Source organism: Mesorhizobium sp. DxT, assembly GCF_058448885.1.
Genome location: NZ_JBZFLJ010000015.1, coordinates 72,470 through 93,921 on the forward strand (window position 1 = coordinate 72,470; position 21,452 = coordinate 93,921).

The window sequence follows — 21,452 nt, forward strand, 5'->3', positions numbered from 1 at the left end:
TCAGGCAGGTACCGACAAAAAGCCCGGCCTTTGCGCCGGGCTTTTTCTTTGATCACACAGGCGGAGTGCCGTTTTTCGCCAGCACTTCGCCGACAAGGTAGAGCGATCCCGAGATCAGGATGCGCGGGGGATGCTCCGGATCGTCCCAGGCGTCCCGCAACAGCATCAGAGCGTTCTCGACGGATGCGACCGGTTCCGCAGCAAGCCCCGCCGCAATGGCACGTGCGGCCAGCTCGTCGTTGGGTACGCCTGCATCGCTCTCATTCACAGGCACGGTGAAGACGTGCCGCACCATGCCGACGAAGTTGTGAAAATAGCCGGTCTGGTCCTTGGTGTTGATCATGCCGGCGATCAGCACCAGCGGCAGGGGACGCTTTTCCTCCTGGTCGGCCAGTGCCTCGGCTACGGCCGCGCCTGCACCGGGATTGTGTCCACCATCGATCCAGATTTCGGCGCCGCGTGGTGCGAGGTCCACCAGCCGCCCCTCGGTCAGCTTCTGCATGCGCCCCGGCCAGTAGACGCGCGCCATCGCCGCTTCGGCAACGCGGTGGCCGATCTCGAAGCCGGCCGCCTTGACGGCGGCAATGGCTGCGGCGGCGTTGGCATATTGATGTCTGCCTGGCAGGCGTGGCGGCGTCACGTCGAACAGCCCGTCATCGTCCTGATAGATCATCCGGCCGTTTTCCTCGAAGGCCAGGAAATCCTGCCCGTAAACGAGAAGCGGGCAGTCGAGGCGGTCGGCGGTTTCGATCAGGACATCGCGCGCGTCCTCGTATTCCTGCGCGCCGATGACCACCGGGCATGAGGGCTTCATGATCCCGGCCTTTTCGGCCGCGATCAATTCCACTCGGTCGCCGAGATAGGCTTCGTGGTCGAGCGAGATCGGCATGATGAGGCTGACCGCCGGTCGGGCAATCACGTTGGTGGCGTCGAACCGACCACCCAGCCCCACCTCGACGATTGCCACGTCTGCCGGATGTTCGGAGAACAGCAGGAACATCGTCGCGGTGAGAATTTCGAAGACGGTGATCGTCTCGCCCTGATTGGCCTCGGCAACGCGGGCAACCGCGTCAGCCAGCACCGAATCCTCGACCAGCCGGCTGCCGCCGGGCGCGCCGATGCGATAGCGCTCGTGCCAGTTGACCAGGTGCGGCGAGGTGTGCACGTGGCAGCTCAGGCCGGATGCCTCGATCAGCGCGCGCGAAAACGCAGCGGCCGAACCCTTGCCGTTGGTGCCGGCGATATGGATCACCGGCGGCATGCGATCCTGCGGATTGCCCAATCGCTCCAGCAGCCGCGAAATGCGGTCCAGCGAGAGGTCGAAACCCTTCGGATGAAGGGTCATCAAGCGCTCGATCTCGCGCTCTGCGGCATGTGCTTGCGTGGTCATCGTGACCGATCCCGGCGTCGTTGCGGGGCGTGCGACCCCAAGATCATGCTTCCGGTCGGTTCTCTGCAGCCGGTTCGGCGGGCGGGGGCAGGACTTCCCTCTCGGGGTCTGCCACCACCTTTTCCTTGACCAGTATCTTCAGAAGCCGCGCCACGGTTTCCTTCATCTCCAGCCGCGACACGACCATGTCGACCATACCGTGCTCCATCAGATATTCGGAGCGCTGGAAGCCTTCGGGAAGCTTCTCGCGAATGGTTTGCTCGATCACGCGGGCACCGGCGAAACCGATCACCGCCCCCGGCTCGGCGATGTGGATGTCGCCCAGCATCGCGTAGGAGGCTGTCACGCCGCCGGTAGTCGGATTTGTCAGCACCACGATATAGGGCAGGCCGGCTTCCTTCAGCCGGTCGACCGCGACAGTGGTTCGTGCGAGCTGCATCAGCGACAGGATGCCCTCCTGCATGCGCGCGCCGCCCGAGGCCGAGAACAGCACCATCGGGCGCTTCAGTTCGACGGCGGTCTCGAACGCCTTCACGATCGCCTCGCCTGCCGCCATGCCGAGCGAACCGCCCATGAAGGCGAAATCCTGCACGGTGACGACGATGGGCAATCCCTCGATGGCACCGGTGGCCGAAAGCACCGCGTCTTCGAGGCCGGTCTTGGTCCGGTAGTCCCGCAGCCGGTCGGTGTAGCGCTTCTCGTCGCGGAACTTCAGCGGATCGGCCGCGACCTTGGGGTTGTCGATCAGCTCGTAGGCGCCGTTGTCGAGAAACGCCTTGAGGCGTTCCTTCGCCGAAATCTTCATGTGGTAGCCGGAAGATGGGATAACCCACTGGTTCCCCTCCAGCTCGGTGTGGAACACCATTTCGCCGGTCTCCGGATCCTTGATCCAGAGATTTTCAGGCATCTCGCGGCGGCCGAGGAAGGAATTGATCTTCGGGCGGACGAAATTGGTGATCCAGTTCATGGCGATGTCCTCGATACTGCGTACAGGCTCTAGATGGAGCGTCTATCAGGCCGGAGCAAGGCGGGCGCGCCGAACACCGTGCGCCAGCCCGTCGACCAGGGTCGCAACCGCCTCGGCCGGGTCGGCCACCAGCTTGCCGTCAGGGCCGATGACGTTTGCCACGGCGTTGACGATCGCGGTGCCGACCACCACGCCATCCGCGGACGCCCCGATCGCGCGCGCCTGCTCCGCCGTCTTGACGCCGAAGCCCACACACACCGGCAGCTCTGTATGCGCCTTGATGCGCGCGACAGCCGAACCGACCTTGCTCGTATCGGGCAGGGCCGAGCCGGTGATGCCCGTCATCGATACGTAGTAGACGAAGCCCGACGTGTTTTCGAGCACCTTGGGCAGGCGCTTGTCATCCGTCGTGGGTGTGGCGAGGCGGATGAAGTTGATGCCGGCCTTCACCGCCGGAATGCAGAGCTCGTTGTCCATTTCCGGCGGCAGGTCGACGATGATGAGCCCGTCAATGCCCGCCTCTTTCGCGTCTTGGAGGAAGCGATCCACACCGTAGATGAATATCGGATTGTAGTAGCCCATCATCACGATCGGGGTCTCGTCGTCCCCTTCGCGGAACTCGCTCGCCATGCGCAGCGTCTTGGCCAGCGTCTGCCCGCTCTTCAGTGCGCGCAGGCCTGCCGCCTGAATTGCGGGGCCGTCCGCCATCGGGTCGGAAAACGGCATGCCAAGCTCGATCACGTCGGAGCCTGCCTTGGGAAGCGCCTTCATGATCGCCAGCGAAGTGTCGTAGTCGGGGTCGCCGCCCATGAAATACGTCACGAGCGCCGGCCGGCCCTCGGCCTTCAGTTTCGCCATGCGGCGGTCGATGCGGGTATCGGTCATGGATCAGGGTTCCCTGGTTTCGGCGGCCAGCCAGTCGGCATAGCCCGCGTCGATGGCAACCAGTTCGGTCGCGACGATCGACGGCGTCTCGTATGGGTGGATGGAGCTTACGAGCTCTACAACGGCTTCGAAGTGAGCGGAACGCGACTTGAGCAGCAACGGTATCTCGTCGGCCTGCTCCACTGCGCTCTTCCATCGATAGATACTGGAAATCTGCGGAAAGACATTGGCGCACGCGGCGAGCCTGTCGCCGACCGCCGCTTTCGCTATGCGTTCGGCAATGGCGCGGTCGGGACAGTTGATCCAGATGTCGACGAATTGCGCGCCGGCCAACTCAGATCTCCATGCCCATCATCTTGGCTACGGTGTGCACGTCCTTGTCGCCCCGGCCGGAGAGGTTGACGACGATGATCTCGTCCTTGCCCATTTTCGGCGCGATCTTCATCGCGTGCGCGATGGCGTGGGACGATTCGAGCGCCGGAATGATGCCCTCGGTCCGCGTGGTAAGTTGGAAAGCCTCCATCGCCTCGTCGTCCATGATCGGCACGTAGTCGACACGGCCGCTGTCGCGCAGCCACGAATGCTCGGGGCCTACACCCGGATAGTCGAGACCGGCCGAGATCGAATGGCCGTCCAGTATCTGCCCGTCATCGTTTTGCAGCAGATAGGTACGATTGCCGTGCAGCACGCCGGGTCTTCCGGCATTCATCGAGGCGCAATGTTCGTCGCCGTTGAGCCCGTGCCCACCGGCCTCGATGCCGATGATCTTGACGTCCTTGTCGTCGAGGAAGGGGTGAAAGATGCCGATTGCGTTGGACCCGCCGCCGACGGCGGCGATCACCACATCGGGCAACCGGCCTTCCTGCTCCAGGATCTGGCCGCGCGCCTCGGTGCCGATCACCGACTGGAATTCGCGCACGAGTTCCGGATAGGGGTGCGGGCCGGCCGCGGTGCCGATCAGGTAATAGGTGTCCTCGACATTGGTGACCCAGTCGCGCAACGCCTCGTTCATGGCGTCCTTGAGCGTGCCGTGGCCGGCCGAAACCGGCTTCACCTCCGCACCGAGCAGCTTCATGCGGAAGACGTTGGGCTTCTGACGCTCGACATCGGTGGCGCCCATATAGACGACGCACGGAAACCCGAACCGCGCCGCGACGGTGGCCGAGGCCACGCCGTGCTGACCCGCGCCTGTTTCGGCGATGATGCGCTTGCGGCCCATCCGCTTGGCCAGAAGGATCTGCCCGAGGCAGTTGTTGATCTTGTGCGAGCCGGTGTGGTTGAGGTCCTCGCGCTTGAAATAGATCTTCGCGCCGCCGAGATGCCGGCTCAGCCCCTCCGCGAAATAGAGCTTCGAGGGTCTGCCGGCGTAATGCGTCGACAGTGCCTGCAGCTCGGCCTTGAATTCAGGATCGTTCTTGGCTTCGTTCCAGTGGGACTCGAGATCGAGGATCAGTGGCATCAGCGTTTCGGCAACGAAACGACCGCCGAACATACCGAACATGCCCTGCTCGTCGGGGCCGGTACGGAACGAATTGGGGGTCACAGGCTGGTTCACGGCCGGTCTCCTCGGGAACGGTCCCGTCAGGCGGCGCTTCTGCCCCGTGCAATCCTGACGGATTTGAAGAAATCTTCGATCAACGCCGTGTCCTTGACGCCCGGTGCACTTTCCACGCCCGACGAGATGTCTATGCCGGGCGGGTTCGCTAACCTCAGCGCGTCGCCGATATTGGCGGCGTTCAATCCTCCCGAAAGCATGTAATCGATGCTCGGGTCAAGGCCTGCCAGCAGACGCCAGTCGAACGAAACGCCGTTGCCGCCGGGAAGTTCTGACCCCTTGGGAGGCTTGGCGTCGAACAGGAACCGGTCCGAGACCCCACGCCAAGGGGCGATCCGGTCGAGATCAGCCGCCGCGCTGACCGAAAAGGCCTTCATCACCGGCAGGCCGTAGCGCGCCTTGACCTCGGCCACGCGTTCGGGGCTTTCCTTGCCATGAAGCTGCAGCATGTCCGGCGCCATTACCTGGACGATCGCGTCGAGAAACGCGTCATCCGCGTCGACGGTAACGGCCACCGCCTGCGCCTTGCCTCTCGCGGCCAGACGTAGAGCACCCGCCTGCTCCGGTGCCACGTTGCGCGGGCTCTTGGCGAAGAAGATGAAGCCGACATGCGAGGCGCCGCCCGCAACGGCAGCATCCAGCGTCTCCGGCGTCTTCAGTCCGCATATCTTGATGTCGAAGTTCATGCTCTTCTTATCGGCACGAAAGATGGCGGATTTCAAGAAGCTGCCACGAGACCGAGCACGATGCCGCCAATGATGCCGAGCACCAGCACGGCGGGAGCCAGAAGCAGCGAACGCACAACGGTCTGACGTGCGTAGTCGCGAAAGAAGATATACTGCACGGCCAGAAACCAGAGGGTCACCGCCGCGAACGCGGCATAGACGGGCATGGAATCGTGCTGGATGTTGACCAGCGTCGGCGATGCGATCAGCGCGAAAGGGGCGCAGATATAGCACTGCAGATAAAATGGCGTTCGCAGCGTTTCGCGAGAGATAGAGCCCGGCGTCAGCAGGTCGAGCAGCAGCGCGCCGCATAGCGGAAAAAACGAAAACACCACCATCCTGTAGAAGATCAGGAAGAACCATGAGCTCGCAAGCAGGCTGCCGATGGTTGTCCCCAGCAACAGGGCGCGCTGTTCGTCGGTGAAGGGAGTGAGGAGCGTACCGATGGTGATCGAGATGAAGATCATGAGCGCCGGGCGCATGGCCTCTGAAAAGGCGACATCGGGATCGTCTCGCGATTCGGCGTAGACATATTGCAGTGTTGAAGCCGGGCGCACGATCATGCGCAGCAGTGTCAGTGGATAGAAAAGTATCCACATCATCACGTCGTAGATGCCCTGCTCGACTGCCTTGGCGAAATTGAAGAAGTCCAATCCTGCCTCCGGGGACGCGCAACGTGGCAACGCTTGCCATGAAATGCCGACCAAGTCGAGAATCCCGGCGGTTCATTCCGATGGCGTCATGGTCTAGGTTTAGACCTGATCCAGCTAGGCGGGAGAAGGTGGCTATGAGCGATAACGAAACGATGAAGGTGCGCGCGAAGCTGGAGCAGGCCCGCTCCGTAATCGCATCGCTGGTCGGCGATGGTCTGGCAGCCGGTTCCGAAGGCCAGCGCGCGCTCGACTATTTCGCAAGCGATCAGTTCGAGCCCGATTTCCTGCCGTGGCCTCGAACCGCCTCCGAAGGCACCCGCCCCGAAGACCTCAACGCCGCGAACGATGACTGACTAAGCGAACTGTATCGCCTGCAAGGCGCCGCCATTGCGCTTGAGCCAGGCGCGGGCCTCGTCCGTTCGCGGACAGAGTTCGCGGCACAACGCCCAGAACTTCGGCCCGTGGTTCATTTCGCGCAGATGGGCGACCTCGTGGGCAACGAGATAGTCGATCACCGTCGGGGGCGCCATCATGATGCGCCACGAAAAGGACAGGCTGCCATCGGCCGTGCAGGACCCCCAGCGTGAAGAGGTATCCTTGAAACGCACCGCTTTCGCTGCCCTGCCGACGGCGGCCGTGTGCTTGGCCACCAGCGCCTCGATGTCGCGCCTGGCCTCGCGCTTGAGAAAGTCGGCAAGCCGCCGGGGCAGGTGCCGCTTCTCTCCGTGCACGAAAAGTGCAGGCGCATCGTCTTGCCGGCCCACGGTGACAGTTCCGCGCTTATCCGGTTCATGGACGATGAGATGCGGCACGCCCCTGAGCGGGAGCTTGATGCCGGTCCGCACCTGCGGCTGATCCGGCACCTTGGCGAGTTTCGTCTCCAGCCAGCCCTGGTGCCTGTCGAGAAAGCGCTCCACCTCGCCGCGCGCCAGACCGGGCGGCACCGTGATCCGCAGCCCCCGACCGCCCGCATCGATGCGCAGCGTCAAACGCTTGGCACGGTCGTTCTCGACGATCCGCAGCGGCAATTCGCGGCTTCCGACCACGTGAAGGCGCTCCTGCGCAACGCTGCGCGTCGCTTTCGCAGTGCGGGATTGTCTGAGGAAGCCGAGGACCATGTCGGTAATCTATCCGATTCGTCGTGGCCGTGGAGTGACCGCAGATGCGCTCAAACGAAAACGGCGCCGGATATTTCCAGCGCCGTTTCCGGGAGGATGCACTTGCGTGCAAACCTTGTGTCAGACTTCGTCGAGCAGGCCTTCGCCACCCTTCTTGCCCTTGCGGGGTGCAGGCGTCGTCTTGGAGCGTTCGGCCATGAAGCGGTCAAACTCCTGCTGGTCTTTCGCCCGGCGAAGTTCGCGGGCGTAATCGTCGAATTCTTCGCGCATTTCGTCGAGCTTGCGGCGCTCTTCAGCGAGGCGCTCGAGTTCCTTGGCGCGCCAGTCGTCGAAAGCGACGTTTCCTGTCCGTGCGTGCATGTGTGCTCCTTTCCGGCAAGAGCCGAAAAAGCTTTCGCGCGTCCTGCTCCAGTCACCCTTGAAATCTTCAAGGCGATCGCCCCACAGAATGTAGGCGAGCATGGCAAGGCCGAGCGGCCAGAACACCATGAAACCAACGACCATCAGCGCGATGGTGGCAGGCGTCCACGCAGGACGGATCAGAGCGGTCTTGGTCATGATCATCCGTTCCCTTTGGTTGGGCGCAGCCCCGATCGGCTGCATGATTTCGAAATGGGAACGGCCAAATCGCCATTCAAGACTGGGCAGTGGAAAACCGGATAAGCTACTGTTTGGAAAGCCGGATTTTCGCTGCGTCCAGAGCCAGAACGACAATGCCGGCGACCAGGCCCCAGAAGGCGGAGCCGATCCCGGCCGCTGTGAGGCCGGACGCGGTGACCGCGAACGCGACCGTCGCGGCGATGCGGTCGCCCGGTTCGGCGATGGCGATCGATAGCGCGTTGGCAAGCGGCGCCAGAAGGCCGAGGCCGGCGACGAGCACGATGAGGCTCGGCGGCAGCACCGCAAACAGCGACACCAGCGAAGCGCCGAACAGTGCGAAGACCAGATAGGTCAGCGCGTAGAACGGGCCTGTCAGCCAGCGCTTCTGCGGATCGGGGTGTGCATCCGGACCGGTGCAGATCGCGGCCGAAATCGCCGCAAGGTTGGTCGTGATCGCGCCGAACGATGCCGAAACAAGCGAGAAGAAGCCGGTCACGGCAATAAGTGGACCAGCCGGCGGTTCGTAGCCCGATGCCCTGAGTACGGCGAGGCCGGACAGGTTCTGCGAGGCCATCGTCACCAGATAGAGCGGGATCGCCAGTCCGATGATCGCCGTTGGCGAGAATTCTGGTGTGATCCAGGTCAGGGTCGAGATTTCCACGGGCGGCAGCGCCGGCACCCGGCCCGTCAGCCAGGCCAGGACAACGCCTCCCACGAGCACGAAAAGCACCGACATGGCGGGGCTGACCAGCCGAATCAGAAAGAATGCCGCCAACAGCGGCAACACGAGGCTGGCATCCGCCTGCGCCGTTCCTGCCGCCGCCATCACGAAGCTGACGACGATGCCGGCAAGCATGCCCGATGCGACCGAAGCCGGTATCCGCGAGATCAGGCGGGTCAGCGGCTTGAACAGGCCTGTCGCCACCAACAGCAGCGCGGCAACGATGAAGGCGCCGACGGCCTGCTCGATGGTGAAACCGGAACTTGCCGCGACCAGTGCGGCGCCTGGCGTCGACCATGCGGTCACCACCGGCATGCGGTAGCGCCATGAAAGCCAGGCCGTTTCGAAGGCCATCGCCAGGCAGACCGCCGCGACCCAGCTCGTCGTCTGCTCGCGGGTCGCCCCGACCGTGCTGGCCGCCGCGATGATCAGGGCGAGCGTTCCGCCGAAGCCGACGATTGCCGCGACGAACGCGGAAGCCGGGACGGATGTGCGCATCAGGAGCGTTCCGCCGCGCGGTCGACCAGGCCTTCAAGGGCGGCGACCATCATCGACAGGTCCTGCGGCCGCGACAGGCGATGGTCTCCGTCGCGAACCAGCGAAACCGTCACGTCGTCGGCCGGCAGGTGCTCGACAAGCTTCAGCGCATGCTCGTAAGGCACGTCGGGATCGGCCATGCCCTGCAGGATATGCACCGGGCAGTGCGTATCGATGAGCCCAACCATAACCCGGTTGGCGCGCCCGTCTTCGAAAAGCGCGCGCGTGTAGATATTGGGCTCCGGCGAATAGTCCGACTGCTCGGCGAAAAAACCCTGCTCCTCGAGATCGAAGCGCTGGCTATCGGTGAGCTGCGGCTCCATCAGCTCGACCGTGAAATCGGGTGCCGGCGCCAGAAGCAGCATGCCGGCGACGCGCTCCCCTTCTCCAGCCTTGTGCAACTCCTGTACCATGCGCAGCGCGATCCAGGCGCCCATCGACGATCCGACGAGAATCTGCGGTCCGACCGTGCGCTGGCGGAAGACGGCGAGGCTCTGCGCCAGCCAGCGCGAGATCGTCCCGTCCGCAAAGGCGCCACCCGATTCACCGTGACCCGAATAGTCGTGGCGGGTGAACGCATGGCCATGCTCCGCCGCCCATTGATCGAGAGTCTCGGCCTTGGTGCCCAGCATGTCGGAACGGTAGCCGCCGAGCCACACGACGCCTGGCGTCTTGCCGTTGCGGTGGCGCACGGCGATGCGGTCACCATCGACCGACAGGTATTCGGGAGTGCTGTTTTGCATGGACGAAACCTCCGGGCCTTCCTATATGACGAGCTTGCCGGCACGCCTACCCCCGTGACGGTCACCCGGTGACGCTCGTTCCCTCGAGGCAAAGCGTTCAGGGGGCTCGTGATTCTTCCGCTCATGTGCTAATGACGGTCGCGCCGAGCGCGCTGCAAGGCATGCGCAGGCATATTTTACAACCAATCTCGTCAACGATTCGAGGAGACTACGACCATTCGCAGACCACACAGAGCCGCAGCCCCGGTCAAGGAAGGGCCGCGCGCAAATCTCGAGATTCGCGTTCCGCAGGTGCAGCTTATCGATGCCGAAGGTGTGAACCGCGGCGTCGTTTCAATCAATGATGCGCTGCTTGCCGCGGAAGACGCCGGCATGGATCTTGTCGAGATCGTGCCCCACGCCCAGCCTCCGGTGTGCAAGATCGCCGACCTCGGCAAGATGAAATATCAGAGCCAGAAGAAGGCCGCCGAGGCTCGCAAGCGCCAGAAGACCATCGAGATCAAGGAGATCAAGATGCGTCCGAACATCGACGACCACGACTACGAGACGAAGATGAAGGCCGTTCGCCGCTTCTTCGACGAAGGCGACAAGGTCAAGCTGACGCTTCGTTTCCGCGGCCGCGAGATGGCGCATCTGGAGCTTGGCATGCAGCTTCTCAACCGGGTCAAGGAAGAGGTCGGCGAAATCGCCAAGGTCGAGGCCGAGCCCAAGCTCGAAGGCCGTCAGATGATGATGGTCCTGGCGCCGAAATAGAGCAAGCACGCTGATGGAAATGGCGAAGGCCGCCTACGCGGCCTTCGCCCGCAACCGCTCAGTGAAGAGGCGCTACGTGCAGCCTTTCAATCGGCTGTTGCGCTTTTTCGGCCTCGCCGCTATAAGGCCGCGTTCAAAACAGAAAGCCGCCCGGCAGGGCATGCCGTGGCGGTCTTTTATGCTTTTCGGACTTTGGTCGGTCCGAAGCAAGACAACGGCGCTTCACTGCGTCTCCAGAAAGGAAGCAAAATGCCCAAGATGAAGACCAAGTCGGCCGCCAAGAAGCGGTTCAAGATCACGGCCACCGGCAAGGTGAAGTCCGCTGCCGCGGGCAAGCGCCACGGCATGATCAAGCGTACCAACAAGTTCATCCGCGATGCCCGCGGCACGATGGTTCTCGCAGAACCGGATGCCAAGAAGGTCATCAAGAACTTCCTGCCCAACGGCGGCGGCCTCTGAGCCGGCTGGATACGAGATTTAAGGAGATCATGACATGGCACGCGTGAAGAGGGGCGTTACCGCCCACGCCAAGCACAAGAAGGTTCTTTCCCAGGCCAAGGGTTTCTACGGCCGCCGCAAGAACACCATCCGCATCGCCAAGCAGGCGGTCGAGAAGTCGCTGCAGTACGCCTACCGCGACCGCAAGAACCGCAAGCGCAATTTCCGCGCCCTGTGGATCCAGCGCATCAACGCGGCCGTCCGCGAGCACGGCCTGACCTATGGCCGCTTCATCGACGGCCTCAACAAGGCCGGCATCGAGATCGACCGCAAGGTTCTGTCCGACATGGCCATCCATGAGCCGCAGGCATTCGCTGCGCTGGTCGCCAAGTCGAAGACCGCGCTCGAATACCTCAAGGACACCACGCCGAATGCTTTTGAAAGCGCTGTCGCTTAAGACCAGCGCTTCCCAAGCATTCGAAAACTGATATTGGGAAACCCGCGCTGGCAGGGCTGGCGCGGGTTTTTTCGTATCCGCCGAGCGCGTTTCACGTGAATCTGACCGCAGGAAGTGACCCGAAGACATGAGCGCACAGCAAGCCGAACTGGAACAACTTGAAGCCGCGCTGCTTTCCGACATCGCCGGCGCGGCCGACGAGCAGGCGATCGAGGCGGTGCGCGTCTCGGCCCTTGGCAAGAAGGGCAGCGTCTCCGAGAAGTTGAAGACTCTGGGCGCGATGAGCGCGGAAGAGCGTCAGGTGATGGGGCCGGCGATCAACGGCCTGAAAAACCGCGTGGCCGAGGCGCTCGCCGCGCGCAGGAACGAGCTGCGCGATGCGGCGATCGACGCCCGTCTCGCCGCGGAAAAGCTCGACGTGACTCTGCCGGTACGTCAGTCGCCCGCCGAACGTGGCCGCATTCACCCGATCAGCCAGATCGTCGACGAAATCGCCGCGATCTTCGGCGACATGGGCTTCTCGATCGCCGAGGGGCCGGACATCGAGACCGACTACTACAACTTCACCGCGCTGAATTTCCCGGAAGGCCACCCGGCGCGCGAGATGCACGATACGTTCTTCTTCAATCCGAACGAGGCGGGCGAGCGCATGCTTCTGCGTACCCACACCTCGCCGGTGCAGATCCGCACCATGGAAACGCAGAAGCCGCCGATCCGCATCGTCATTCCGGGCAAAACCTACCGGCAGGATTCGGACGCCACCCATTCGCCAATGTTCCATCAGCTCGAAGGGCTGGTGATCGACAAGACCGCCAATGTCGCCAACATGAAGTGGGTGCTGGAGGAGTTCTGCAAGGCCTTCTTCGAGGTGCCGTCGCTCAACATGCGGTTCAGGCCGTCCTTCTTCCCGTTCACGGAACCGTCGCTGGAGGTGGACATCCAGTGCGATCGCTCGCGGCCGGGCGAAGTGCGCTTCGGCGAGGGCAACGACTGGATGGAAATCCTCGGCTGCGGCATGGTGCATCCGAACGTGCTGCGTTTCGGCGGGCTCGATCCGGACGAATATCAAGGCTTCGCCTGGGGCATGGGTATCGACCGCATCGCGATGCTGAAATACGGCATGCCGGACCTGCGCGCCTTCTTCGATGCGGACGTGCGCTGGCTCCAGCATTACGGCTTCCGCCCGCTCGACATGCCGACGCTGTTCGGCGGGCTGAGCTCGTGAGCAAGGTCCACACCGGCTCCTGCCGCTGCGGACTCATCTCGGCGGAGATGAGGACGGAGCCGTTTCTGCGCTCCTATTGCCACTGCCGCGACTGTCGCAAGCAGACAGGCGCGCCGTTGATGGCTTTTGTCGCCTGGCGCGAGACCGAGATCGCCTGGTTCGGCACGCCGAAGACGTTTCGTTCCGGCGGCGTGGAGCGCTCGTTCTGCGAGCATTGCGGCAGCCAGATCGGCTATCGCGACGACCTGTTGCCGGGCGATCTCTATTTCGCGCTCGGCTTCATGGACGAGCCGGAGCGCTATCCGCCGACACTGCACGCCTTCGAGAAGCGGCGCCTGCCATTCGTGCATATGGATGACGGCCTGCCCCACCTCGACGGCTTCTCCATCGAACGCCAGCCCGAGCAACGGAACTGAACCATGAAATTCACCCTTTCCTGGCTGAAAGATCACCTCGACACCGACGCCTCGCTGGCTGAGATCGTCGACACGCTCACCATGATCGGCCTCGAGGTCGAGAGCGTTGACGACAAGGCGGCGCTGAAGCCGTTCGTCATCGCCAGGGTGCTTACGGCCGAAAAGCACCCGGACGCCGACAAGCTGCGGGTTCTGTCCGTGGACACCGGCTCGGGCGATCCCGTGCAGGTCGTCTGCGGCGCGCCGAATGCGCGCGCCGGCCTCGTCGGTGCGTTCGCGGCCCCCGGCACCTATGTTCCGGGCATCGACGTGACGCTGTCGGTGGGCAACATCCGTGGCGTCGAAAGCCGCGGCATGATGTGTTCCGAGCGCGAATTGCAGCTTTCCGATGAGCATGACGGCATCATCGATCTGCCGGAGGATGCGCCGGTCGGCACGCCTTTCGCGACCTGGGCGAAGCTCGATGACCCGGTGATCGAGATCAACCTGACGCCGAACCGGCCGGACGCGACCAGCGTCTACGGCATCGCGCGGGACCTTGCAGCGGCCGGACTCGGCACGCTGAAGAATGGTGCGGTCGCACCGGTGGCTGGCGAAGGCGCCTGTCCTGTCAAGGTGACGATCGAGGCGCCGGAGCTCTGCCCCGGTTTCGCGCTGCGGCTGGTCAGGGGCGTGAAGAATGGCGTGTCGCCGAAATGGATGCAGCAGCGGCTCATTGCTATCGGCCTGCGTCCGATCAACGCGCTGGTCGACATCACCAACTACGTCACCTTCGACCGGGGCCGCCCGCTGCACGTCTTCGACGCGAAGAAGGTTGCCGGTAATCTCGTCGTGCGTCGCGCGAAGGAGGGCGAGACGGTGCTGGCGCTCGACGGGCGTGAATACACGCTTACGCCGGACATGTGCGCCATCGCCGATGATAACGGGGTCGAATCGATCGCCGGCATCATGGGCGGCGAGCATTCGGGCTGCGACGAGGCAACGACCGACGTGCTGATCGAATCGGCGCTGTGGGACCCGATGGCGACCGCCCGCACAGGCCGTACGCTCGGCATCGTCAGCGATGCCCGCTACCGGTTCGAGCGGGGCGTCGATCCCGAGTTCATGGTGCCAGGCATCGAGCTGGCGACGAAGCTGGTGACCGAGCTGTGCGGCGGCACGCCCAGCGAGACTGAAGTGGTGGGTTATGCAGGCCACGAGCCCAGGGTCGTTTCCTTCCCCTTCGCCGAGGTGAAGCGTTTGACCGGCATCGAGATCGCGCCGGAGGAAAGCCGGTCGATCCTTTCGCGTCTCGGCTTCACGGTGGCCGATGCGGTCGAGATGACGATTTCGGCTCCTGGCGGGCTTGCCGAGCTCATGCCATCGAGCGGCGTGCATGCCGTGCCGTCCGGCGACCGAGTCGACGTGGCGGTGCCATCCTGGCGTCCGGACGTGGACGGCAAGGCTGACCTGGTCGAGGAGGTGATGCGCATTCACGGCGTCGAGAAGATCGACCCGCAGCCGCTGGTCTCTCATGATGCCGTCAACGGCCGCATCCTGACGACCCTGCAGATCCGCACCCGTGCGGCCAAGCGTGCGCTGGCCGTGCGCGGCATGATGGAGGCCGTGACCTGGTCGTTCATCCCCGCAAGGCATGCCGAGCTTTTCGGTGGTGGGCAGCCTGAATTGAAGCTGGCGAACCCAATTGCGGCCGACATGTCGGACATGCGCCCGTCGCTGCTGCCGGGGTTGATTGCCGCTGCCCAGCGCAATGCCGATCGCGGCTTCGCCGACGTGGCGCTGTTCGAGGTGTCGGGCACCTATGAGGGCGACAGGCCCGAGCAGCAGCGCCGGGTGGCCGGCGGCGTACGGCGCGGCACGGCGAAGATGGAAGGCCAGGGCCGCCACTGGGCCGGCAATGCCGCATCCGTCGGCGTCTTCGACGCCAAGGCCGATGCCTTCGCCGCGCTCGAAGCCTGCGGCGCGCCGGTCGACAAGCTTCAGGTCGAGGCAGGCGGCCCGGCCTGGTACCATCCCGGTCGTTCGGGCACGATCAAGCTCGGCCCCAAGGTGGTACTCGGCACCTTCGGCGAGTTCCACCCCAAGACGCTCGAGGCGCTCGACGTGTCGGGGCCGCTCTGCGGCTTCGAGGTGTTCATCGACGTCGTTCCCGAGCCGAAGGCGAAGGCCACGCGCACCAAGCCGCGGCTAGACCTGTCGCCGTTCCAGGCGGTGCGGCGTGATTTCGCCTTCGTCGTCGACAAGGGCGTCGAGGCAGCCGCGCTGACCCGTGCAGCGGGCGCCGCCGACAGGAAGCTGATCACCGGCGTGCGCGTCTTCGACATCTTCGAGGGGTCGTCGCTCGGCGCCGACAAGAAGTCGGTCGCCATCGAGGTCGCCATCCAGCCGGTCGAGCGCACACTCACCGACGAGGATTTCGAGGCGCTGGCAGGCCGCATCGTGGAGAACGTCGCCAAGCAGACCGGCGGTGTGCTGCGGGGGTGATGGCGTGACGATGCATCTGCGTTACGCCAACCTGCCTGACGCGGAGCAGAAACGCCTCTTTCTCGATATTATCTGGGCCGACCGAAATGTTCGCGCGGCGCTATGCGCCGCGCGCGATCTGGCGCTGCCGGACTGGCTGGTCGTTTCCGGCGTGCTCTATAACGCCGTCTGGAATGCGCTGACCGGGCGTCCGCCGGGCTACGGTACCAAGGACATTGATCTCTTCTATTTCGATGGCGACGATCTCTCCTACAAGGGGGAGGATGCGGTGATCGCGCGCGCTGCGCCAGCCTTCGCGCATCTGACGCTGCCGGTCGAGATTCGCAATCAGGCGCGGGTGCATTTGTGGGCGCCGGCGAAATTCGGGCGTCCTTGCCCCCAATATCTGAGCTCCACACATTCGGTCGCGCATTTCGCATCGAAGACACACGCAGTTGGAGTCCGGCTGCTGGACGATGACCGGCTCCAACTGACAGCGCCTTTCGGACTTGACGATATTTTTTCCTTTCGCCTCACTCCCAATCGCGTACTGGACAACCGCACGACGCACCAGGCGAAGGGTCTTCGCGCCGTAACGACCTGGCCAGAGGTAACTGTCGAACCTTGGTAGCCGCGCTTTCCTTTTGCCTCCCCGCCGACTAGCCTCCTCAAAAACCGTTCAGGAGACGCAATGATGTTCCGTTGGGGGATTCTCTCCACCGCAAAGATCGCCCGCGAGCAGGTGATTCCTGCGATCGTCGAGGCCGACAACGGCGTGCTTTCGGCGATTGCCAGCCGCGATGCCGAGCGCGCACGCGCCGCCGCGCTGCGCTTCGGCGCGCCGCATGCCTTCGGCTCCTACGAAGATATGCTGGCTTCTGACACGATCGACGGCGTCTACATCCCGCTGCCGACCTCGCAGCATGTCGAATGGGCGATCAGGGCGGCCGATGCCGGTAAGCACGTGCTGGTCGAGAAGCCGCTGGCGCTTAAGGCCGAGGATATCCAGGCGGTGATAGAAGCGCGCGACCGCAACGGCGTGCTGATCTCGGAAGCCTTCATGGTCACGCACCATCCGCAGTGGCTGAAGGTGCGCGAGTTGGTGCGCGGCGGGGCCATCGGCCGGCTGCGCCACGTGCAGGGGGCGTTCGCCTATCACAATGTCGACCCGCACAACATGCGCAACCAGCCCGAGCTTGGCGGCGGCGCATTGCCCGACATCGGTGTCTACCCGACCGTCACTACCCGTTTCGTCGCCGGCGCCGAACCGGTGCGCGTGCAGGCGAGCGTCGAGCGCGACCCCACCTTCGGCACAGACATTTACGCCAGCATGCGCGCCGATTTCGGCACGTTCGAGCTGTCCTTCTATGTCTCGACACAGCTTGCGGCGAGGCAATCGATGGTGTTCCACGGCGATGCCGGCTTCATCGAGGTTGCGGCCCCTTTCAATGCCGGCGGCTACGACCATCACCGCGTCACCCTGCACGACCGCGACCACGCGCAAGCGCAGGTGTTCCGTTTCCCCGGAACGCAGCAATACCGGTTGCAGGCGGAGAATTTCGCCCGCGCGGCCCGTGGCGAGAACGCTCCGGTCTTCACGCTTGAGGATTCGGTGAAAAACCAGAATCTGATCGACGCGATCTATCGCGCGGGCGAAAAGGACGGCTGGGAGCCGGTCTAACGTCTGGAGCTGGCGGCGAGCGCCGACGCGGCGACCACCAGCCACCCCGCGATGAGCAGCGTCCCGCCGGCGGGCGCGGCCATCGGGAACAGCCTAGACCCGGCGTAATGACGCGCCAGAAGATCGCCACAGAAGAGCACGAGGCCGAGGAGCAGGATAGCCCCGCCACCTTTCAGTACGCGGTTGCCGCCGATCAGGCCGATGGCCAGCAAGGCGGGCGCATGGGCAAGCAGGAACGAAGCGGCCGTGCCGACATTGCCGCCGCCGGCATGGGCCGCGACTGCCGAAAGGGCGACACCGGCCGCGCCGGCCAGGCCACCGACCACGATGAAAAAGCGCCCGCTGTCCGTCATCCTGCTACCAGATCCTTTCAGATTGGGAGGTGTTGATGACAGTTTGCAGCCAGCCGCGCAAGCATGGGCACACCACGTTTACAGATGGGGCGGGCCGAAAGTACGCGGTTTTTTGTCTGCGGAGATTCCGCTCTGGTCTGCTCCGGAAAATGCCTGCGAGCCTGTTCCTGGAGCGTCAGGCCGCAGCCGCTTCCACAGTCGTCATCGCGCGGCGCAGGGCAGCGAGGCAGCCGGGATCGACAGCGGTGCCAACGTCGCGCTCCATGATTGCGAAGGCTTCCGAGACGGGCAGCGCCGCCCTGTAGGGCCGCTCGGCGGTCAATGCATCGAAGATGTCGGCGGTCGTGACGATGCGGGTGTCCGTGTCGATCGCGTCGGCATGCAATCCGCGCGGATAGCCCTTTCCGTCAAGGCGCTCGTGGTGCGAGCCTGCGATCCGGGACAGTTCACTGAAGATGCCGATCCGACGGAGAATCTTTTCCCCCAGAACGGGATGGTTTCTGACGGAGGCCCATTCCGCCTCGTCCAGCTTGCCGGCCTTGTCCAGTATCTGGTTGGAAACGCCGAGCTTGCCGATGTCGTGCAGCAGCGCCGCCCGTTTCAGGCGGCGCCTGCTGTCGTCGGCGTATCCGAGCTCCTCAGCGATCATGTCCGTGAAGAGCGCGACGCGCTCGCTGTGGCCGCTGGTGAAGGGAGACTTTGCGTCGATCACCTTCGCGAAGGCGGCTGCGATGTCGTCGAGATAATCATCGTCGACAGGCTGCTGCACGTCGCCTTCTATCAGATCCGCCACCGCCAGTTGAAGTTCCGGCGAATCGAGCATGGTCCAGAAATGGGGCATCTGCGCCGCACGCTCGAAAGCCTCTACCACCCTCGGGTCAAACCATGTGCCTGATCGCGCCCGCAGCTCCGCGATTGCTCGCTCGCTCCCAGCGCTCGCATGGAAAACGTCGGCGATCTGCGCGGCCAGTGCGATGCGCGCATGTATGGAAATGGCTTCGGCTTGGAGCCCCATGGGTTTGCCCGCGCCGTTCCAGTGCTCGTCCAGCTCGCGTACGCCGCGCGCGACCTCTTCTGGAAACCGCATCTGCCGCACGATCTCCGCGCCCGTCTGGCAGCGTGTCTGGAAAAGCTCGTTGACGATGCTCCCGCCGTGCATCGCTATGTTGAGAAGGGCGCGGAAGCGCTCCGCCAACTTTGCCTTCATGCCGGTGCGCGACAGCACGAAGCCCAGGATATGCGGCATGCTGTCCTTGACCAGATGGAAATCCTGTTTGAGGGCGATGTCATCGGCCAGGTAGAGCTGGCATATCCGCGCCGCATTGCTGCTGCAGCCGACATCCTTGAGCAGGATCGTGTAATAGAGGTCCGAAAGCTCCGATGCGGAAAGACCAAGCTCCCTGCCCGCGTGAAAACCCAGCCAGCAGGCCCTGACGCAGTGACCCGTCGGATGGCCCTCGCTGATGTCGAGCGCATAGCTGAGCGCGCCGACGAGCTCGGAAAGGCGGATTCCCGCCTGCGCAGCAGTTTGTAGGTCGTCGCCCATGGTTTCCCCCGACCACCCCATCATGGGTCCACGGTATTAAGGGAGTGTTGAGTTGCATCCAAAAGAGGCTGTGCGACGCCCTTTCCGGCGAAATCGCCTGTTACAGCGACTTGCGTGTCAAATCGGTGCTTCTTATATACGCCGCAACGTCGCGGGGACGTCGAAGATGACGGTTCCGCGAAAATCCAGAGTGTAAGGGGCCGTCCCCCGGAACGCCTCATAGGGTCCAGGACGACCTGCTAGACGGAGAGAATGAACATGGCCAAAGTTATCGGTATCGACCTCGGGACGACAAATTCCTGCGTCGCCGTGATGGACGGCAAGGACGCCAAGGTGATCGAAAACGCCGAGGGCGCGCGCACCACGCCCTCCATGGTTGCTTTTTCGGACGACGGCGAACGCCTTGTCGGCCAGCCTGCCAAGCGCCAGGCGGTGACCAATCCTGAAAATACGCTTTTCGCAATCAAGCGCCTGATCGGCCGTCGCTATGACGATCCGGTCACCGAGAAGGACAAGAAGCTAGTCCCCTACAAGATCGTCAAGGGCGACAATGGCGACGCATGGGTCGACGCCGGCGGCAAGAAGCAGTCGCCAAGCCAGATTTCGGCGATGATCCTGCAGAAGATGAAGGAAACGGCGGAAGCCTATCTCGGCGAAAAGGTCGAGAAGGCGGTCATCACCGTTCCCGCTTACTTCAACGACGCCCAACGCCAGGCGACCAAGGACGCCGGCAAGATCGCCGGGCTCGAGGTCCTGCGCATCATCAACGAGCCGACCGCGGCCGCACTCGCCTACGGTCTCGACAAGAAGGACGGCAAGACCATCGCCGTCTATGACCTTGGCGGCGGCACCTTCGACATCTCGGTTCTGGAGATCGGCGACGGCGTGTTCGAGGTGAAGTCGACCAATGGCGACACCTTCCTCGGCGGCGAGGACTTCGACATGCGTCTGGTCGAATATCTGGCCGACGAGTTCAAGAAAGAACAGGGCATTGACCTGAAGAACGACAAGCTGGCTCTTCAGCGCCTCAAGGAGGCCGCCGAAAAGGCCAAGATCGAGCTGTCGTCCTCTTCGCAGACCGAGATCAACCTGCCCTTCATCACGGCCGACCAGACCGGTCCGAAGCACCTGACGATGAAGCTGACCCGCGCCAAGTTCGAGTCGCTGGTCGACGATCTGGTGCAGCGCACGATCGGCCCCTGCAAGGCGGCGCTGAAGGATGCCGGCCTCAATGCCGGCGAGATCGACGAGGTGGTCCTGGTCGGCGGCATGACCCGCATGCCCAAGGTCCACGAGGTCGTGAAGCAGTTCTTCGGCAAGGAGCCCCACAAGGGCGTGAACCCCGATGAGGTCGTCGCCATGGGCGCGGCCATCCAGGCCGGCGTGCTCCAAGGCGACGTCAAGGATGTGCTGCTGCTCGACGTGACCCCGCTGTCGCTGGGCATCGAGACGCTGGGCGGCGTGTTCACCCGCCTGATCGAGCGCAACACCACGATCCCGACCAAGAAGAGCCAGGTCTTCTCGACCGCCGAGGACAGCCAGTCGGCTGTGACGATCCGGGTTTTCCAGGGCGAGCGCGAGATGGCGGCCGACAACAAGATGCTCGGCCAGTTCGACCTGGTCGGCATCCCGCCTGCACCGCGCGGCGTGCCGCAGATCGAGGTCACGTTCGACATCGACGCCAACGGCATCGTCAACGTCTCGGCCAAGGACAAGGGCACCGGCAAGGAGCATCAGATCCGTATCCAGGCCTCCGGTGGTCTGTCCGACGCCGACATCGAGAAGATGGTCAAGGACGCCGAAGCCAATGCCGACGCCGACAAGAAGCGTCGCGAGGCGGTCGAGGCTCGCAACCAGGCGGAAGCGCTCGTCCATTCGGCCGAGAAGTCGCTGAAGGACTATGGCGACAAGGTCTCCGAGGACGACCGCAAGGCGATCGAGGATGCCGTGGCCGAGTTGAAGATCGCGATCGAGGGCGACGACGCCGAGGATATCAAGGCGAAGTCTAACGCGCTCGCCGAGGCCTCGATGAAGCTCGGCCAGGCCATGTACGAGGCCAGCCAGGCGGAAACCGCCGAGGCGGATGCCAAGGCCGATGCCGAAAAGAGCGGCGAGGATGTCGTCGATGCCGATTTCGAGGAAATCGACGACGACGACAAGAAGAAGTCGGCCTGAACGGCCTGACGAACGACGGAAACCCGGCCTTGCGCCGGGTTTTTCCGTGTA

Annotated in this window: 23 protein-coding genes; 10 read left to right on the top strand and 13 right to left on the bottom strand. The window is 63.7% G+C overall.

Annotated elements, in window-relative coordinates; all coding sequences use genetic code 11:
- Nucleotides 1-52 precede the first annotated feature (52 nt).
- From ACVJNE_RS22575 to ACVJNE_RS22605, 7 genes are read right to left on the bottom strand one after another with little or no spacing between them, the layout of a single operon-like run.
- Nucleotides 53-1,390: a bifunctional folylpolyglutamate synthase/dihydrofolate synthase gene (locus tag ACVJNE_RS22575; protein ID WP_368801388.1), complete on the bottom strand. Its 1,338-nt coding sequence runs from the start codon at nt 1,388-1,390 to the stop codon at nt 53-55.
- 43 nt (nt 1,391-1,433) lie between these two features.
- Nucleotides 1,434-2,357: an acetyl-CoA carboxylase, carboxyltransferase subunit beta gene (gene accD / locus ACVJNE_RS22580; RefSeq protein WP_499568999.1), complete on the bottom strand. Its 924-nt coding sequence runs from the start codon at nt 2,355-2,357 to the stop codon at nt 1,434-1,436.
- 45 nt (nt 2,358-2,402) lie between these two features.
- Complete coding sequence (gene trpA, locus ACVJNE_RS22585) at nt 2,403-3,242, bottom strand: tryptophan synthase subunit alpha (protein WP_499569000.1); 840 nt, start codon at nt 3,240-3,242, stop codon at nt 2,403-2,405.
- Nucleotides 3,243-3,245: 3 nt separating this feature from the next.
- Nucleotides 3,246-3,575: a divalent-cation tolerance protein CutA gene (gene cutA / locus ACVJNE_RS22590; protein ID WP_499569001.1), complete on the bottom strand. Its 330-nt coding sequence runs from the start codon at nt 3,573-3,575 to the stop codon at nt 3,246-3,248.
- A 1-nt stretch (nt 3,576) separates the two neighbouring features.
- On the bottom strand, nt 3,577-4,797 hold the full coding sequence (trpB, locus tag ACVJNE_RS22595) for a tryptophan synthase subunit beta (RefSeq protein WP_499569002.1): 1,221 nt from the start codon (nt 4,795-4,797) through the stop codon (nt 3,577-3,579).
- 26 nt (nt 4,798-4,823) lie between these two features.
- Nucleotides 4,824-5,483 carry a phosphoribosylanthranilate isomerase gene (locus ACVJNE_RS22600; protein WP_499569003.1) on the bottom strand — a complete coding sequence of 220 codons (660 nt, stop codon included), beginning with the start codon at nt 5,481-5,483 and terminating at the stop codon, nt 4,824-4,826.
- A 32-nt stretch (nt 5,484-5,515) separates the two neighbouring features.
- On the bottom strand, nt 5,516-6,175 hold the full coding sequence (locus ACVJNE_RS22605; RefSeq protein ID WP_499569004.1) for a hypothetical protein: 660 nt from the start codon (nt 6,173-6,175) through the stop codon (nt 5,516-5,518).
- A 134-nt stretch (nt 6,176-6,309) separates the two neighbouring features.
- Here ACVJNE_RS22605 and ACVJNE_RS22610 point away from each other — a divergent pair, with 134 nt between their 5' ends.
- The gene (locus tag ACVJNE_RS22610; RefSeq protein WP_499569005.1) at nt 6,310-6,528 is read left to right on the top strand and encodes a hypothetical protein; all 219 of its coding nucleotides are present in this window, start codon (nt 6,310-6,312) and stop codon (nt 6,526-6,528) included.
- On the opposite strand, the gene ACVJNE_RS22615 is transcribed toward ACVJNE_RS22610, so the two are convergent.
- The 4 genes from ACVJNE_RS22615 to ACVJNE_RS22630 form a co-directional block, all read right to left on the bottom strand.
- Entirely contained in the window at nt 6,529-7,293 is a 765-nt protein-coding gene (locus tag ACVJNE_RS22615; RefSeq protein WP_499569006.1) for a M48 family metallopeptidase, read from the bottom strand.
- Between the two features lie 120 nt (nt 7,294-7,413).
- Nucleotides 7,414-7,851 carry a DUF2852 domain-containing protein gene (locus ACVJNE_RS22620; RefSeq protein WP_499569007.1) on the bottom strand — a complete coding sequence of 146 codons (438 nt, stop codon included), beginning with the start codon at nt 7,849-7,851 and terminating at the stop codon, nt 7,414-7,416.
- Between the two features lie 106 nt (nt 7,852-7,957).
- Entirely contained in the window at nt 7,958-9,112 is a 1,155-nt protein-coding gene (locus tag ACVJNE_RS22625; RefSeq protein ID WP_499569008.1) for a benzoate/H(+) symporter BenE family transporter, read from the bottom strand.
- Nucleotides 9,112-9,894: an alpha/beta hydrolase gene (locus ACVJNE_RS22630; protein WP_499569009.1), complete on the bottom strand. Its 783-nt coding sequence runs from the start codon at nt 9,892-9,894 to the stop codon at nt 9,112-9,114. The genes ACVJNE_RS22625 and ACVJNE_RS22630 overlap by 1 nt, the downstream gene beginning before the upstream one ends.
- A gap of 216 nt (nt 9,895-10,110) precedes the next feature.
- On the opposite strand from ACVJNE_RS22630, the gene infC reads away from it, so the two are divergent.
- From infC to ACVJNE_RS22670, 8 genes are all read left to right on the top strand, one after another.
- Complete coding sequence (gene infC, locus ACVJNE_RS22635) at nt 10,111-10,647, top strand: translation initiation factor IF-3 (RefSeq protein ID WP_368801970.1); 537 nt, start codon at nt 10,111-10,113, stop codon at nt 10,645-10,647.
- Nucleotides 10,648-10,896: 249 nt separating this feature from the next.
- Entirely contained in the window at nt 10,897-11,106 is a 210-nt protein-coding gene (gene rpmI / locus ACVJNE_RS22640; protein ID WP_173188599.1) for a 50S ribosomal protein L35, read from the top strand.
- A 34-nt stretch (nt 11,107-11,140) separates the two neighbouring features.
- The gene (gene rplT / locus ACVJNE_RS22645) at nt 11,141-11,542 is read left to right on the top strand and encodes a 50S ribosomal protein L20 (protein WP_368801395.1); all 402 of its coding nucleotides are present in this window, start codon (nt 11,141-11,143) and stop codon (nt 11,540-11,542) included.
- Between the two features lie 127 nt (nt 11,543-11,669).
- Entirely contained in the window at nt 11,670-12,767 is a 1,098-nt protein-coding gene (gene pheS / locus ACVJNE_RS22650) for a phenylalanine--tRNA ligase subunit alpha (protein WP_368801396.1), read from the top strand.
- Nucleotides 12,764-13,183, top strand: a complete 420-nt coding sequence (locus ACVJNE_RS22655; RefSeq protein ID WP_438620475.1) for a GFA family protein — start codon at nt 12,764-12,766, stop codon at nt 13,181-13,183. The genes pheS and ACVJNE_RS22655 overlap by 4 nt, the downstream gene beginning before the upstream one ends.
- A gap of 3 nt (nt 13,184-13,186) precedes the next feature.
- Complete coding sequence (gene pheT, locus ACVJNE_RS22660; protein ID WP_499569010.1) at nt 13,187-15,667, top strand: phenylalanine--tRNA ligase subunit beta; 2,481 nt, start codon at nt 13,187-13,189, stop codon at nt 15,665-15,667.
- Between the two features lie 10 nt (nt 15,668-15,677).
- The gene (locus ACVJNE_RS22665) at nt 15,678-16,277 is read left to right on the top strand and encodes a nucleotidyltransferase family protein (RefSeq protein ID WP_499569023.1); all 600 of its coding nucleotides are present in this window, start codon (nt 15,678-15,680) and stop codon (nt 16,275-16,277) included.
- Nucleotides 16,278-16,340: 63 nt separating this feature from the next.
- Complete coding sequence (locus ACVJNE_RS22670; RefSeq protein WP_499569024.1) at nt 16,341-17,327, top strand: Gfo/Idh/MocA family protein; 987 nt, start codon at nt 16,341-16,343, stop codon at nt 17,325-17,327.
- Here the strand turns inward: ACVJNE_RS22670 and ACVJNE_RS22675 are convergent.
- Together ACVJNE_RS22675 and ACVJNE_RS22680 are read right to left on the bottom strand one after the other, a co-directional pair.
- A complete protein-coding gene (locus ACVJNE_RS22675; RefSeq protein ID WP_499569011.1) occupies nt 17,324-17,680 on the bottom strand; it encodes a DUF423 domain-containing protein in 357 nt (118 codons plus the stop codon). The genes ACVJNE_RS22670 and ACVJNE_RS22675 overlap by 4 nt on opposite strands.
- 175 nt (nt 17,681-17,855) lie before the next feature.
- On the bottom strand, nt 17,856-19,226 hold the full coding sequence (locus ACVJNE_RS22680) for an HD-GYP domain-containing protein (protein ID WP_499569012.1): 1,371 nt from the start codon (nt 19,224-19,226) through the stop codon (nt 17,856-17,858).
- Nucleotides 19,227-19,484: 258 nt separating this feature from the next.
- Between ACVJNE_RS22680 and dnaK the strand changes: the two genes are divergently transcribed.
- Complete coding sequence (gene dnaK, locus ACVJNE_RS22685; protein WP_499569013.1) at nt 19,485-21,401, top strand: molecular chaperone DnaK; 1,917 nt, start codon at nt 19,485-19,487, stop codon at nt 21,399-21,401.
- Nucleotides 21,402-21,452 lie beyond the last annotated feature (51 nt).